12 protein-coding genes are annotated in these 15220 nt (G+C 59.9%); 8 read left to right on the forward strand and 4 right to left on the reverse strand.

Features of this window, described 5'->3' with window-relative positions:
• Positions 1-3 precede the first annotated feature (3 nt).
• Positions 4-1872 carry a cation:proton antiporter gene (locus CLV84_RS18850; RefSeq protein WP_104421386.1) on the reverse strand — a complete coding sequence of 623 codons (1869 nt, stop codon included), beginning with the start codon at positions 1870-1872 and terminating at the stop codon, positions 4-6.
• 82 nt (positions 1873-1954) lie between these two features.
• On the opposite strand from CLV84_RS18850, the gene CLV84_RS18855 reads away from it, so the two are divergent.
• The 3 genes from CLV84_RS18855 to ppgK all read left to right on the forward strand — a co-directional run bounded on the left by CLV84_RS18855 (position 1955) and on the right by ppgK (position 4026).
• The gene (locus CLV84_RS18855) at positions 1955-2245 is read left to right on the forward strand and encodes a hypothetical protein (RefSeq protein ID WP_104421387.1); all 291 of its coding nucleotides are present in this window, start codon (positions 1955-1957) and stop codon (positions 2243-2245) included.
• A gap of 34 nt (positions 2246-2279) precedes the next feature.
• The gene (locus CLV84_RS18860; protein WP_104421388.1) at positions 2280-3155 is read left to right on the forward strand and encodes a peptidylprolyl isomerase; all 876 of its coding nucleotides are present in this window, start codon (positions 2280-2282) and stop codon (positions 3153-3155) included.
• Positions 3156-3228: 73 nt separating this feature from the next.
• A complete protein-coding gene (gene ppgK, locus CLV84_RS18865) occupies positions 3229-4026 on the forward strand; it encodes a polyphosphate--glucose phosphotransferase (RefSeq protein ID WP_104421389.1) in 798 nt (265 codons plus the stop codon).
• Positions 4027-4119: 93 nt separating this feature from the next.
• On the opposite strand, the gene cysS is transcribed toward ppgK, so the two are convergent.
• The 3 genes from cysS to CLV84_RS18880 form a co-directional block, all read right to left on the reverse strand.
• The gene (gene cysS, locus CLV84_RS18870; RefSeq protein WP_104421390.1) at positions 4120-5610 is read right to left on the reverse strand and encodes a cysteine--tRNA ligase; all 1491 of its coding nucleotides are present in this window, start codon (positions 5608-5610) and stop codon (positions 4120-4122) included.
• Positions 5611-5738: 128 nt separating this feature from the next.
• Positions 5739-6353 carry a DNA-3-methyladenine glycosylase family protein gene (locus tag CLV84_RS18875; protein ID WP_104421391.1) on the reverse strand — a complete coding sequence of 205 codons (615 nt, stop codon included), beginning with the start codon at positions 6351-6353 and terminating at the stop codon, positions 5739-5741.
• Positions 6354-6471: 118 nt separating this feature from the next.
• Positions 6472-7008, reverse strand: a complete 537-nt coding sequence (locus CLV84_RS18880; RefSeq protein ID WP_104421392.1) for a flavin reductase family protein — start codon at positions 7006-7008, stop codon at positions 6472-6474.
• Positions 7009-7191: 183 nt separating this feature from the next.
• Between CLV84_RS18880 and CLV84_RS18885 the strand changes: the two genes are divergently transcribed.
• The 5 genes from CLV84_RS18885 (at position 7192) to CLV84_RS18905 (ending at position 15023) form a co-directional block, all read left to right on the forward strand.
• Positions 7192-7950, forward strand: coding sequence for an MbnP family protein (locus CLV84_RS18885; RefSeq protein ID WP_104421393.1), 759 nt, complete (start codon positions 7192-7194; stop codon positions 7948-7950).
• Positions 7951-8997 (forward strand): cytochrome-c peroxidase, encoded by a 1047-nt coding sequence (locus CLV84_RS18890; protein WP_245911563.1) that lies wholly within the window; start codon positions 7951-7953, stop codon positions 8995-8997.
• A gap of 20 nt (positions 8998-9017) precedes the next feature.
• Positions 9018-10133, forward strand: coding sequence for a cytochrome-c peroxidase (locus CLV84_RS18895; protein ID WP_170067777.1), 1116 nt, complete (start codon positions 9018-9020; stop codon positions 10131-10133).
• 571 nt (positions 10134-10704) lie between these two features.
• Complete coding sequence (locus CLV84_RS18900; RefSeq protein WP_170067778.1) at positions 10705-14268, forward strand: T9SS type A sorting domain-containing protein; 3564 nt, start codon at positions 10705-10707, stop codon at positions 14266-14268.
• Between the two features lie 152 nt (positions 14269-14420).
• Positions 14421-15023, forward strand: coding sequence for an LURP-one-related/scramblase family protein (locus CLV84_RS18905; RefSeq protein WP_104421396.1), 603 nt, complete (start codon positions 14421-14423; stop codon positions 15021-15023).
• The last annotated feature ends 197 nt before the right edge of the window (positions 15024-15220 follow it).

The raw sequence follows: 15220 nt of genomic DNA on the forward strand, positions 1-15220 counted from the left end.
CGGTTAGGCTTCCACCTCCCTGGCTACCTGCCGGGCGGAGCGCTCGTCCAGGTGCGTCAGCGGTTCCCCGATGTAATAGAGGGTATCGCCGGCTGAGACCGAAAGGGGGCGATCCTCCCGGGCCGTTACGAAAGTGATGTCACCGTGCTCGGTGCAGCGCAGGTAGAGGGGAATGGCCCGCTCTTCCCGCAGGCGTCCGAGCAGGCTGAGGAGATCCTCGGGTTTGAGGAGTTCGATGGCGTTTACGTTGCCGAAGTTGCGGGCGGCCCGGTTGAAGAGCAAATAACTGACGTAGTGCCCGAAGAGTGCCTCCTTACTGTAGCGCTGTACTTGAATCTCCTTGCGGGAGGGTAAGCGGTAAGCACCGCGGATGCCCTTGCGGCCCCGATAGTTATTGAGCAGGTAAAAGTTGTCCTCGTCGTTGCCGGTCATTGCCAGGATGTATCCGATATCGGTGAAGTCGAGCTTACTGTCTATTTCATCCGAGTCGAGCTGGGCCTGCACGGCGGTGAGGTTGTTTTCCTCGGCGATGTCGCATTCCGCGCGGTTGGCGGATACCAGGACGACTTCGCGGCCGGAATCTACCAGGGAGTGGGCCAACTGCCGCGACCCCTCGGAGGCGCCGAAGATGAGTACGCCGCTACCCTTGGGCAGGCTGACCTTCAATTTGTGGGCGATCAGGCCGGCTAGCGTCGCGTTAAGTAGTACGGTACCCAGCACGATGAGAAACACCAGGGGCGTAATGTATTCGGCGTAGGCTACGTTTTGTTCCGCGAGCTGAATCCCGAACAGGGAAGCGACCCCCGCGGCGACGATACCCCGCGGCCCCACCCAGCTGATGAAGGCTTTATCGCGCCAGGTCAGGTCAGAGGTGGCCAGGCTCCAAAACACGCCCAGGGGCCTAGCCACGAATACCACGATGAGAAACACCCAGAGGCTTTGCTCGTTCAGGACGAGCAGAATCTGGTCTACCGTCATATTCGCCGACAACAGGATGAACAGCAGGGAAATCAATAACAGGGTCAGGCTTTCCTTGAAGTCAAGAATGTCGTGAATGAAGGGCACTTCCCGATTAGCTAGGTAAGCACCCATGACGACCGTGGTCAGCAAGCCGCTTTCGTGGGCGATGGTGTCGGAGATGAGGAAGCCCGCGACAACGAATCCGAGAGTTACGATATTCAGAAGGAAACGGGGAACATAAAATCGGGAAATCAGGATAAACAAGAGGTGCCCCAGCACGAAGCCGAGGCCGATACCCACCAGCCCGGACTGAAAGAACTTGATCAACGAGTTATACACGGTGGCCGCCGGATCGTAGTAGGCGATGATGAAGTTGTAAAACAGCACCGCGAGAAAGGCCCCGACGGGGTCGATGATGATGCTTTCCCACTTCAATACGGTGGCTACCTGGCGCTTGACGTTGATCTGCCGCATGATCGGCGTAATGACCGTCGGGCCGGTGACCACGATGAGGGTAGAGAACAGAAAGGCGATCTGCCAGCTCAGCCCCATGATGAAGTGGGCGGCCAATCCGGCGATGATCGTGGTGGTGAAGGCCCCGTAGGTGGTGAGGCGCAGGATACTGTCCGCCATACCGCGGATCTCCTTCAGCTTGAGCGTCAGCCCCCCTTCGAAGAGAATGAGTCCGATAGAAAGGGAAACGAAACTATACAGCAGGTTGCCGGGAAAGAGGCCGGTGCCGGATTCTCCGTCGAAGCGGGGATTAAGCAGGCGGTGTCCGGAATACCATTCCCAACCGGGGCCGATAAGAATGCCCGCCAGGATAAGCGGTAAAATGGCCGGTACCCGCAGCCGCCATGCGATCCACTGCGCTAGCACGCCGATGATTATCAGGCTTCCGATTTCGTACATGGAAGTAAATCGCCTGGGTCGGGAAGTTGTTTTATGCCCGTGGCGCTATCTTCGCCGGAATCCGTTTGAAAACCCTCCACCTTTGACCCGCGCCGAATTCGATGCTTCCCTAACCGCCGCAGCGCCCCCCGAGGGCCTCTCCTTACAGCTTCAGGCCCTGTGGTGGATCGGAAAAAACAAATGGGACCACGCCCACGAACTCATCGATTCCGCCCCGGGATCGGACAACGCCTGGGTGCACGCCCACCTCCACCGCATTGAAGGCGACGAGAGCAACGCCGGGTACTGGTACCGTCGCGCGGGGCGGGATAAACCGAACTACGGACTGAGCAAGGAACGCGACGTACTTCTGGCATACTTTTTAGACAAGTAAGCTCCCTGCTGCGTTAGACCAAAAATACCCGACGATGCGTCTTCTTTACCTTCTGCTTCCCCTGCTGTGCTTCTCCTACTGTGCCCGACCGGTAGCTAGCTTCGCGGCACCCGAAAAAGCCGTGGAAGCGGCGGATACCGTTTCCTTCACCAATACCTCCGAAAAGGCTACCACCTACTTTTGGGAATTCGGTAACGGACAAACGAGTACGGAAGCCGAGCCCGCTATCCGCTACTTCCAGTCAGGCGACTACGCGGTACGCCTTACGGCGACCAATGAAAAAGGAAAATCCAGAACCACCACTCAAACTATCAACGTGACTCCACCCGAAGAATGCCTCATCCGTATCGAAACACCCCAGGGCGACATGCTCGCCCGGCTGTACGATGCTACGCCGCAGCACCAGGACAATTTCGTCAAGCTGGTACAGGAAAATTTCTACGATAGCCTCCTGTTCCACCGCGTCATCGAAGGCTTCATGGTCCAGGGCGGCGACCCCGACAGCCGCGGTGCCGGACCGAACGACCGTCTCGGAAGCGGCGGCCCGGGCCACCAGGTGCCGGCTGAATTCGATCCCACCCTGGCCCACGTCAAGGGTGCCCTCGCCGCCGCCCGGACCAACAACCCCCAGAAGCTCAGCAGTGGCTCGCAGTTCTACATCGTGCAGGGAAAGCCCGTCACGGAAGCGGAGCTTAACCGCCAGGAAGGGCAAACCGGCGTTCGCTACCCGAGCGAGGTGCGGGAGGCTTACCTCGACCGGGGGGGCGTACCCTTCCTGGATCAAAATTATACCGTTTTCGGTATGGTGATCGAAGGGCTCGACGTCATCGACAAAATCGCCGCCGTAGCCACGGGAGCCGGTGACCGCCCCAAGGAAGACGTGCCCATGAAGATTTCGCTCGTTCGCTAAGTCAGCGGCCGGGCTTCGGCGAAGGTTTTTTCACCGACCCCGGAAAAGCAAACAAGCCCTTATATTCACCCCCATGGGAAAAGACAGCGGACCACAGAGCACGACCATCCTAGGCGTGGACGTAGGAGCTACGGGATTCAAGGGAGGACTGGTAGACGTAAAAACCGGCACGATGCTTACCGAACGGCATCGCTTCGATACCCCGCAGCCGGCTACCCCCGCCGCAATGGCCTACACCTTTCGTAGCCTGGTGGATCACTTCGAGTACAGCGGCATCGTCGGCGTCGGGTTTCCGGCGGTCGTCACCCGCAACGTCGCGAAAACGGCCGCCAACATCGACAAGGGGTGGATCGGTACCTCCATTTCCGAAACCTTCGGACGGATGCGGGACGTGTCCATTTACGCCCTCAACGACGCGGACGCCGCCGGCATCGCCACGATGAACTACGGTACCGGCCGTTCCCACAAGGAAGAGGGAACGGTGGTCATGATCACCATCGGTACCGGCCTGGGGGGCGCTATGTTTCTCGATGGGGAACTGGTACCCAACTTCGAGCTGGGATCCCTCTATTTGAAGGGGATGGACATCATCGCCGAGAAGTTTATCTCCAACAAGATCCGGAAGGATAACGAGATGGACTGGAAGACCTTCGGTAAGCGGCTCAACAAGTACCTCAAGCACGTCAATGCCATCCTGAATCCGGATCTGATCATCCTCGGCGGCGGGGGCAGTAAGTATTTCCTCGACTACAAGAAGTATTTAAAAATCGACTGTGAGGTCAAGCCAGCGGAAATGCGGAACACCGCCGGCACCGTCGGTGCGGCTGTTTACGCCTACCAACGCCACCAACGGAAGTTGGGGCCGGGGTAGGGGAAACGAAGCGCATAAATCGTAACTAAAAGAACAAGCGTTCACGGTAGCCCATGACCGCTGAGGGAATCATCCGTATTCCGCCGGTTATCCTTATACCGACCAGGTAGCCCCGTCCTTACCGTCCTTGACCGTAACACCGGCATCCTGTAACGCATCCCGTAGCTTATCGGAGAGGGCCCAATCCTTATCGGCCCGCGCCTGTTGCCGCAGGTCCAGTACAATCTGCATCACTTTGTCGAGGGCTTCCCGGTCGGCCCCGTTGGCGGAGGCGCGGTTTTGTAGGCCGAGAATGTCGAAGAGTAGTTTCCCCAATCCGTCCCGGAATTCGGTGAGCTGCCGGGCGGTGATTTCATCCAGGCTGAGCTGCCCGCCCTGGAGGGCATTGATCCGGCTGACCAGTTCGAATACCCGCGCCAGAGCCTTGGGCGTATTGAAGTCGTCGTCCATTTCGGCGTAGGCGGCTTCCAGGCCGGCCGTCAATTCCTTTCCGACGGTGCCGTTCTGGGCGGATCCGCTCGCTTGCATCTCTTGCAGGCTATTCCAGGCTTCGAGCAGTCGCTGGTATCCTTTCTTAGCGGCCTGCAGTGCCTCGTCGCTCAGGTCGAGCGTACTGCGGTAGTGGCTCTGGAGCATGAAGAAGCGAATGACCATCGGGTCGTAGCCTTCGGAAACGTGGATACTGTCGCCGGTGAAAAGCTCCTCCGGGGAAATCGTGTTGCCGTCCGACTTGGACATCTTCTTGCCATTCATCAACAGCATATTCGTGTGCAGCCAGTACCGGGCACCCGCGTGCTGGCAAGCTCCGACGTTCTGGGCGATCTCGTTCTCGTGGTGGGGAAACTTCAGGTCGTTGCCGCCGCCGTGGATGTCGAATCGCTCGCCGAGGTACTTCGTGCTCATGGCCGAGCACTCGAGGTGCCAGCCGGGGAAGCCGGATCCCCACGGACTGTCCCACCGCAAAATATGGTCGTCCGAAGCATTCATCCAGATGGCAAAATCCGACGGGTTCCGCTTTTCGCCCTGGGCCTTGAGCTCCCGGCTTTCGGCCATGAGCTCATCGATGCGGCGGCCGGAGAGCTCTCCGTAGCGCTCGTCATTGCCATTATTATAGGCTTCCACGTCGAAGTAAACCGAGCCGTTTACCTCGTAGGCGTACCCATTCGCGAGAATTTCACGGACCATTTCGATCTGCTCGATGATGTGACCGGTGGCCCGTGGCTCGATGCTCGGCGGCAGGGCGTTGAAGGTCCGCATCATGTCGTGGAACTGGTTGCTGAACTTCTGGGCCACTTCCATGGGCTCCAGCTGCTCCAGGCGGGCGCCCCGGCTCATGCGATCCTCACCGTCGTCGGTGAGGTGGCCTACGTCGGTGATGTTGCGGACGTAGCGCACTTTGTACCCCTTTGCCATCAGGTAGCGGTAAATCACGTCGAAGCTGACGAAGGTGCGGCAGTTACCCAGGTGAACGGGGTTGTATACCGTAGGGCCACATACGTACAAGCCCACGTGCCCTTCCACCAGGGGTTGGAAGACTTCCTTTTTTCGGGTCAGGGTATTGTACAAGGTAAGCTCGCTGGGCATGCATAGTCGGTTGAGGGGGCGAAATTACGGGATTTTGAATGGTTGTCTGCTTGCAGTTAGCGTGGTGCTTGGTTTCCGAGCTCCGGCTCATAGGTACAGCTTACGTAGATAGGCGGGCTCGCGAGCCGCTACAACACCGTAGCCTCCATCTCCCACAAGTACCGACTAGCATAGCTGCGGTAGGGTCGCCAGGGCTCGGCGGCCGCGATCATCGCTTGGATCAGCTGTTTCCCTTTCAGGTGGTGGAGGTCGAAGAGGGAGATCAGGTTACGGCGTACGACCAGGTCGTCGAGCGGCAGGAGGTCGGGGCGGTGGAGGACAAACATCAGCACCATCTCGACCGTCCACTGGCCGACGCCCTTGATCTGGGTGAGCAGATCGATGATTTCCCGGTCGTCGTAGCGGCTCCAGTCTTCGTTAATCAGTTGATGCTCGAGCCAGAAGCCGGCCACGTTGTGGAGGTAGCCGGCTTTGGGGCGGCTCATGCCTACGGCACGCAGGTCGGCAACGGAAAATTCCAGTAGCCGCTCGGGGTGGGGGTAGCCATCCGGGAAAATATCCAGGAAGCGGCTGAAGATGGTGCCCGCCGCCCGTCCGCTCAGCTGCTGGTAGGTGATGGAACGGATCAGGCCGAAGTAAACGTCGCCGCCGTGGTCGGGGCGGACCTTCAGCGTGTGCTTTTTTACGATCGGTGCCAACCGCGGCTCGCGGCTGAGGTGGGCAATGATGGCGGGGTCGGTCATAGGTAGGACAAAATAAGACCGGGCCGAAGAGATCGTCTCTTCGGCCCGGTCGGTAGCCATTCTCGTCTGCCGAGCTCTGCTCGTCCGCCGAGAATGGCCGGGGATTTTCGTATCCGGATTAACTCCGTGGGCTGGTCCCCTCGTAGTGCTTGCGGGTATCCGCTTCGGTGATGGGCTGGCCGTCTTTGCTGGTGGCGCTGACGATGCGGCCTACGAAGAGCAAGTGGTCGCCGGGGGTGGTCAGGGCATCTTCCAGCTTACATTCCAGGGTGGCGATACCGCAGTCGAGAATGGGCGCGCCCGTTTCTCCTTCCTTGTATGATATACCGTTGACCTTGCTATTGCTGTAGTCTACTTCGGTCTGCTCGGCGAATTGCTTGATCAGCTTTTCGTCCGATTTTCCCAGAACGGTGAGGGAAAAAGACTGGGCCTTCTGGATGGTTTCGTTGAGGTCGCTGTCCTTCTGAACGGCGATCGTGATCAGGGGCGGATGGAAGCTCGATTGCATCGCCCAACTCACGGTGGCGGCGCTGACCCAATCCTCGTCGCGGGTCTCCAGGTCTTCCCCTCCCTTCCGGGTGGCAACGATATAGAATCCGTAGGATAATTGCTTTAGGGCTTTGTCTAGTTGTTGGTCGGCTACTTTGGTGGCCATAAATTATGATAGTTTACTTTGGTTATTAAGGTATTCGCTTATGCAACGAATGCAATTTCACGGTTGTTCGGCACTTTTGTCCGTAGCCACGCCGATAATTACCCGGGTTTTACGAAGCCTTAGCGGAAGATGTCGTGTTCTACTGCCGTTACCAAAAGATGCCGCACCCGCGCTCGCCGCCCTATGAAACACCTGTTGCCCCTCCTGCTGTTCCTGCCCCTTTCCGGCTGCCTCGACGACGATGACCTGCTCGAGCCGCTGCGGGAAAGCCCCGTTACCGTAGCCTTTCGCGCGGAATACGATGAAGCGCCGCTGGCGATCCAGCGGGAAGCCTACGCTTACCCCACGGGCGACTCGCTCAAGGTGCTGCTGTTCCAGTACTACGTTTCCGACCTCGAACTGTTGCCCGCAGGCGGGGGAGAGGCGGTGCGGCTGGCCGACATTGACCTGATCCGCTGGATGTCCGCCACCGAAGACGCCACCGTGGAACGTACCTACAGCGTGCCCGCAGGCAGCTACCGCGGACTGCGCTTCGGCCTCGGCGTCAAACCGGAACTGAACGCCATCGATCCCAGTGAATTCGCCGCCAATTACGTCCTGAACGAAAACGAATTCTGGGGGGAACAGACTCGTTACGTCTTCGCCAAGATCGAAGCCAACGCCCTGCTGGAAGCGGACGGCCGCTACGACACCGGCCTGAGCTACCATATGGGCAGCGACTCCCTGTACACCACCGTCACCTTCGACCGGACCTTCACCGTCGACGGCAGCGGCGTGCCGACCCTAACCGTCGTTGCGGACGTGCTCGAGGCGCTGAGCGGTACCGGACAAACCTTCGACATCACCGACCCGCAGAAGCAAACGGTTCACGGTGGCAATCAGGCCGTGGCTACCGGTATCTGGAACCGCCTGGCGGGGCAATTCACCCTGGAAACCGAGTAATTGCGCTACGCGATCGGCCTATTGCTGTTGCTCCTGGCCTGCGCCGACGACCGGCCGGAAGCCCCTGCGTACGCCGCTATCCTGTATCCCACGGATAATCCGCCGAACGCGGCCGCCGAGTACCTGGGCCGCCGGCTTTTCTTCGACCCCCTACTTTCGGCCGACGGGACGATCAGCTGCGCCAGCTGCCACCGGCCGGAACGCGCCTTCACCGACGGACGCCCCATTGCCGAAGGGATCGGCGGGCTGATCGGCACCCGCAACACCCCGGGACTCACTAATATCGGCTATTTCCACCGCCCCCTCTTCTGGGACGGCCGCGCGGACAACCTCGAGGCCCAAGCGCTGCACCCCATCGGCACCGCCCACGAAATGGGGGGAAGCTGGCCGGCGGTGCTGGAGCGCCTGCAAGCCGACCCCACCTACGTACGGGCCTTCCAAACCGCCTTCGGTAATGGACCGATCGATTCGACCCTGGTGGGCCGCGCCCTGGCCCAGTACCAGCGTAGCCTGGTGAGCCGCGACAGCAAATACGATCGCGTGCGGCGGGGCGAAGCAAGCTATACGGCGGCGGAAGCCCTGGGGCATGCCCTTTTCTTCGATTTCGGCGACGATCCGAACGGGCCCTACGCCGGCCTGCCCACGGCGGAGTGCGCCCACTGCCACACGCCGCCCCACTTCAGCAACGAGCGCTTCGAGAACAACGGCCTGGATGAGGCCGACGACCTGGCGGCTTTCCCGGATGCCGGTCGCGGGGCCATTACCGGTAACCCTTTCGACAACGGCCGCTTTCGCACGCCCGGCCTGCGCAACGTCGCCCTGACCGCGCCCTACATGCACGATGGCCGCTTTGGAACGCTGGCGGAAGTAGTCGACCACTACGCGACAGGCGGCCACTACGCGGAGAACCGGAGCCCAAACGTGCATCCGCTTGGGCTCGACGCGGAGCAAAAAGCGGCATTGGTCGCGTTCTTACACACCCTTTCGGATACGGCGTTTGTTACTGAGTCGGTTATTGCAGCGGGCGCCGGAGCGCAGGTGCAATGAATTTCGCGGAACGAATACCCATGACACGACCAGCTTTCCTTCTCGGCCTATTCCTTCTCTTCCTGGCCATCGGCTGCCGGGAGGAACCGGGCGGTAGTACGGTGGTGGACGAGGGCACGATCACCGGCCCGAATACGCCGACGCCCTACGCCCTGGAGGTGCCGGACTACTTTCCGGCCCCCGTCGTGGACCCGGAGAACCCGCTGTCGGAGGAGGGGATCGAACTGGGCCGCCACCTCTTTTACGACGCATCCATCTTCAGTACCGAGGGAAATATGTCGTGCGCCACCTGCCACCAACAGGAACTGGCCTTCACCGACGGCTTCGGCCGGGCGATCGGGGTACGGGGCGAGCCGGGGCCGCGCAGCGCCATGTCGCTGGTAAACCTGGCGTTCAATCCCAATGGCTTTAATTGGGACGGCGGCGAGGGGAAACTGTGGGAGCAAGCCATCCATCCCGTGGAGAATATGCTGGAGCTGGACAACGACTGGCAGGAGGTGATCCGTAAATTGCGGGAACACGGGGACTACCCGGCCCGCTTCCGGGCCGCCTTCGGTATCGATAAGGTGGAGGAAATCGACCCGGAACTTACCGTGAAGGCCCTGGCGCAGTTCGAGCGCACGATCATCTCGGCCGACAGTAAGTTCGACCGGGTGGTGTATAAGAATACCGACTTCTTTACCGAGTTGGAGCAGTTGGGGGCCGACAGCCTCTTTTTCGTGGAGAACGTACCGCCCGGAACCCTGCACCCGGGTTGCGGCCACTGCCACAACGCGCCCCAGTTCGGCGACAATAAATTCCACAACAACGGCATCACCGACGTGGAGACCATCAATGACTTCGTGGATAAGGGTAGGGGAGACATCACCGGCAATCCCTTCGACAACGGAAAATTCCGTACGCCTACCTTGCGCAACATCGCCCTGACCGCCCCCTACATGCACGACGGCCGCTTCGAGACCCTGGAGGAAGTGATTGACGACTACGCCGCCGGTGGCCACGGGGTAGAGAACGAAGACCCGAACATTACCGGCTTTTCGCTGACGGAGCGGGAGAAAGCGGCGCTGCTGGCTTTTCTGCATACGCTGACCGACGAGGCGTTGCTGACGGACCCGCGCTTGTCCGACCCGAAGTAGCAGGCTCGTTTGAACGGGTAGCGGGGATAGAAATAGGCGAAGGAAAAAATTAAGCCGGCCCGGAAAGCAATACATGTTTGCCCGGCGACGTAATCTGGTTGGATTACTTTATAGCAACTCCCAGACCTCGCCTGTCACCCATAATTCACCTCCCGCGGTATGCACCGCGGAGGATAGCCGCTCCCGTCCGCTGGTGCGGTAAAGTTTATGGGGGTTCCGGGTTCGGGTTTTCGGCCGTTGTCCTTTCTCGAACTCAATTCCTCTCATGAAACACCTTTACTTTGTCTTATTCTTCCTGATTTCCGGAGCGGGCGGCCTCTTCGCCCAAGCTGACAAAACGATCGACGTCGGCTATGAGGATGATATGGGTCGCCAATTCACCACATCCCTCTTCTATTACGGTGAACCAATTAATGGGAAATATCCGTATTGGGATGGGGCCAACCTTATAGCCGTTTTCGAAACTGATAGATGGGTTTTGAATTCTCCTGGGGGTGATTACTTCTTTTCGGAAGTAATTTCTGGAGACTACCCACCTGACTTGGCAACCGGGAATTGGAAACCCATAAAGATGGGATACGTGCTTACCAAATTTGGGGGTAGCGGTACCATTGAGGGTACCCTGACCCTAGCCCTCGACCTACAGGTAACCCAAAACGTAGCCTGTTTCGGCACAGCTACCGGTGAGCTTATGGGCACGGTAAGCAACGGCACCTCGCCCTACAGCTTTACCTATACGTTAGATGGGCAGCCCGCCGGTAGCGGGAGCACCAGTGAAGCGACGGAAACCCTGAGCGGGGTACCGGCGGGTACCTATGCGGTTACCGTTACGGATGCCAACAGTCAGACCGCCTCGGCTACGGTTACCATCAATCAGCCAGCACAGCCACTGGACGTAGAGCCTACGGAGAAGACCGACGTAGCTTGCTTCGGTGCCGCTACCGGAAGTGCCGCCGCCGTCGGAAAAGGAGGGACGTCCCCCTACACCTATGCATGGTCGAATGGCGCCACCAGCACCAGCATTTCGAACCTCGTGAAGGGAACCTACACCGTCACCGTCACCGACGCGAATAACTGTACGGCTACGCGAGATTTCACGATCAAGCAGCCGAATAATCCTGTGAAACTAACGGTCACTGCTTCGGAGGTCAGCTGCAACGGTGGCAGCAATGGCACGGCAAGCGTCGTAGCTAAAGACGGCACGGGACCCTACACCTATCTATGGTCGACCGGCGCTACTACGGCCAGCCTTACCGGTCTTTCGGCCGGTGCCTACGGCCTGACCGTAACCGATGCCAACGGCTGTGTGGCCATGACTTCGGCCACGGTTACCCAGCCCACGGCCCTTTCGGTTTTCCCGATGAGCCAGACCAACATCGGATGCAATGGAGATGCCACCGGCGCCTTCAGCGTTACCGCCCAAGGCGGCACGACTCCCTACACCTACCTGTGGTCGAACGGCTCCACGATGGACAATCTTTCCGGTGTTAAGGCGGGCGCTTACAGCCTGACCGTGACGGATGCGAACGGCTGCACCGCTACGACTTCAACCACGATCACCCAGCCGACGGCCCTGCTCGCCAACCTGCGGAGCCAGACCAACGTCGCCTGTAACGGAGATGACAGCGGTTCGGCCACCGTAGAGGCTAATGGCGGCATGGTACCCTACACCTACGCTTGGTCGAACGGCGCGGTGACGGCTGAAGCCACCGGACTTTCGGCGGGTAGCTATACGGTGACCGTCACGGACGATTACGGCTGTACGGCCACCGCATCCGTTACGATCACGGAACCGACTCTGCTGACCGCCTCCGCTACGGCGACGGACGTCAGCTGCAACGGCGGTAGCAACGGCGCGATTGACCTCACGGTGAGCGGCGGAACGGCCCCGTACACCTACGCATGGAACAACACGGCCACGACCGAAGACTTGAACGACCAGTCGCCCGGCACCTACAACGTGACCGTCACGGACGCCAACGGCTGCACGGCTACGGCTACGGCAACGATCACCGAGCCTACGGTAGTAACGGCCTCCATTCAGAGCCAGACCAACGTGAGCTGCAACGGCGGTAGCGATGGCGCGGTCGACCTGCTGGTAAGCGGTGGATCGGCTCCCTACACCTTCGTCTGGTCCAATACGGCCACGACCGAAGACCTGACCAACCAGTCGGCCGGCACCTACGGCGTGACCGTCACGGACGCCAACGGCTGTACGGCTACGACCTCGGCTACCGTCACCGAACTTCCCGCCATCGATGTGAGCGTTGAATTTACCAATGCCACCTGTAATGGTTCCGCCACCGGAACTGCCTCCGCTTCGGCAACTGGCGGTACGGGCTCCTTCACCTACGAGTGGACCAACGATAACGATCCCTGCACCATCCTGGGCAAATCCACCGGAAAGTGCGAACCCTTCGTGCTGATCGGTGAGGAAGTCACCGGCTTGCCGGCGGGGGCCTACACGCTGCGCGCGATCGATGGAAACGGCTGTGTAGCTACGGAATCCTTTACCATTTCCGAGCCCACCGCGCTGGTAGCCGAAATCGACACCAAGGAAGACGTAACCTGCAACGGCGGGAACGACGGAGCGGCTGCGATTCAGGTTAGCGGCGGCACGGCCCCCTATACTTACGCCTGGAGCAACGGTGCTACCGAAGCTAACCTGACGAACGTCAAAGGCGGAACCTACAACGTCATCGTAACGGATGCGAATGGTTGCACCGCCAGTCTCGCGATAACGATCAACCAGGCTAGCACGCTCAGCGCCGTGGCCTTCGTAGAGAACAACGCCAGCTGTAGCGGTAAGGCCGACGGAAGTGCCATAGTCAACGGCGTCCGGGGTAAACCTGGTGATTCGGAAGATTTCACTTACGCCTGGACCGTCGGTTCGGAAACAATCACGGGCGATATCCTCGCTAACGTACCCGCCGGCACCTACTCCGTCACCGTGACCGATGGCGTGGGCTGTACCGCCTCGACCGAGGTGACCATCACCGAACCGATTGTACTGACCTCCTCCCCGTCCCAGACCGACGTGACCTGCAATGGCGCAACTAACGGCACCGCGACCGTCAGCCTGGATGGTGGCACCGCCCCCTACACCTACGTTTGGTCCAACGGTGCGACTACCGCTACGACCACCGAACTGGCCGCCGGCATCTACAACGTAACGGCAACCGATAAGAACGGCTGTTTCACCACGAACGCCGTGACCATCACCGAGCCCACTATGCTGGCCGCCACGCCGGAAGCTACCCCGGACAACGGAATGGGTGACGGCACCGCCAGCATCACCGTCAGCGGTGGTACGACCGACTACACCTACCTGTGGAACGACGCTTCCGCTTCGACCACGGCGGAAATCGGCGACCTGTCCGCCGGTATCTACACCGTCACCGTGACCGATGCCAACGCCTGCATCCTGACCGATAGCGTCACCGTCATCCTGGCCGGCGATACCTGTACCACTGCCATGAGCATCGACAGCCTCTTCGGCGGCGAGCTCGACGTAATGGAATACAGCCGCTCCTACACCAACGGCGCCTACGGAATGGACAGCCTCTCCGACGAGGACCTCATCGCCTACTTCGGCACGGATACCCTCTACCACCCGGTATGGTTCCGCTTCACCGGCGACGGCAATATCTACCACATCCGTACCTCCGACTGCGACGACGATAGCGCCCTGGTCGATACCCGTGCCATCCTCTACGCCGGTGGTTGCAGCATCGACTCGCTGATCCGTCGTAGCGACAACTACTCCGCAACCGACTCCATGCCCCTCATCGAGGTGCAGACCAAAGAGGGAGAGGAGTACACCCTGCTGATCGACGGAGCGGACACGACCATGGGAAGCTTCTGCCTTTCGGTCATGCAAATGGCTACCGTCCCGACCCGGGAAGTTCGTCCACGCAACCTGGCGATCTACCCGAACCCCACCAGCGGAACGATCCGCTTCGGCCGTATCGAGGTGCGTGACGTGAGCGTGTTCGACGGCTACGGTCGCCGCGCCGCCCACTACACCAACCCCGGCAACGAAGTGGATATCGCCAACCTTCCGGCCGGCATCTACTACCTCCGGATCACCGACGTGGATAATGGCTTGTACACCTCACGGGTAATCAAGCAGTAGTCTTAACTACCCCTGATTACGGCAATGGCCGGTACGGTTGATCCCAACCGTACCGGCCATTTTTATTCGTGGCATCGGTGTTGGTCGGATAGCGGGACTGAGTTATTCGCCGGCAACCTATCTTCCAATTCCTAAAGAATCCTTCCCTTCACATGCAGCAACTCCGCTATCCCATCACCTTCACCTTCAAGGTCGCCACCCTGGCCAACGACTTCACGGCTACGGATGCCACGGGCCAGGTAGTCGCCTACGTACGGCAGAAGATGCTCAAGTTCAAGGAGGATATCCAGATTTACAGCGACGAAAGCCGCAGCCGGGTGGTATACAACATCCGCGCCGACCGCTGGCTCGACTGGTCCGCCGCTTATGCCTTTTCCGACGAGGGCGGCCGGGAGTTCGGGAAGGTAGCCCGCAAGGGCTGGCGCTCGCTCTGGAAAGCGGAATACGAGATCGTCGACCAGCACGACCAGGGGCAGTACACCATCCGGGAAGAAAACGGCTGGGTCAAGGTGCTGGACGGACTGGTGGGCGAGATCCCCGTGCTGGGCTACTTCACCGGTTACTTTCTTAATCCGACCTACGTGGTCACCGACCGCCGCGGCCGGGAAGTGGCCCGCCTGAGCAAGGAAGCCTCCTTTCTGGGCCGGAAGTTCGTGGTGGAGAAGCTCGTCCCCTTTGACGGAGGCAACGACGATGACGACCGCGTGATGCTCGGCTTGATGATGATGATCCTGCTGGAGCGGCGGCGGGGGTAGGGGCCTTGGCCCGCCCAGCGCTGGCTGGTCTGGCGGGTACTATATCGAGGGTAGTTTCGATCCACGTCGGCAGACGAACTCCGCTTCGCTGCGTTCGGCGGACGACGTTGGTGAGCCCTGGTCCGCCCAGCGCTAGCTGGTCTGGCGGGTACTATATCGAGGGTAGTTTCGATCCACGTCGGCAGACGAACTCCGCT

This window comes from Neolewinella xylanilytica, from assembly GCF_002934605.1.
GTDB classification, from domain to species: Bacteria; Bacteroidota; Bacteroidia; order Chitinophagales; family Saprospiraceae; genus Neolewinella; species Neolewinella xylanilytica.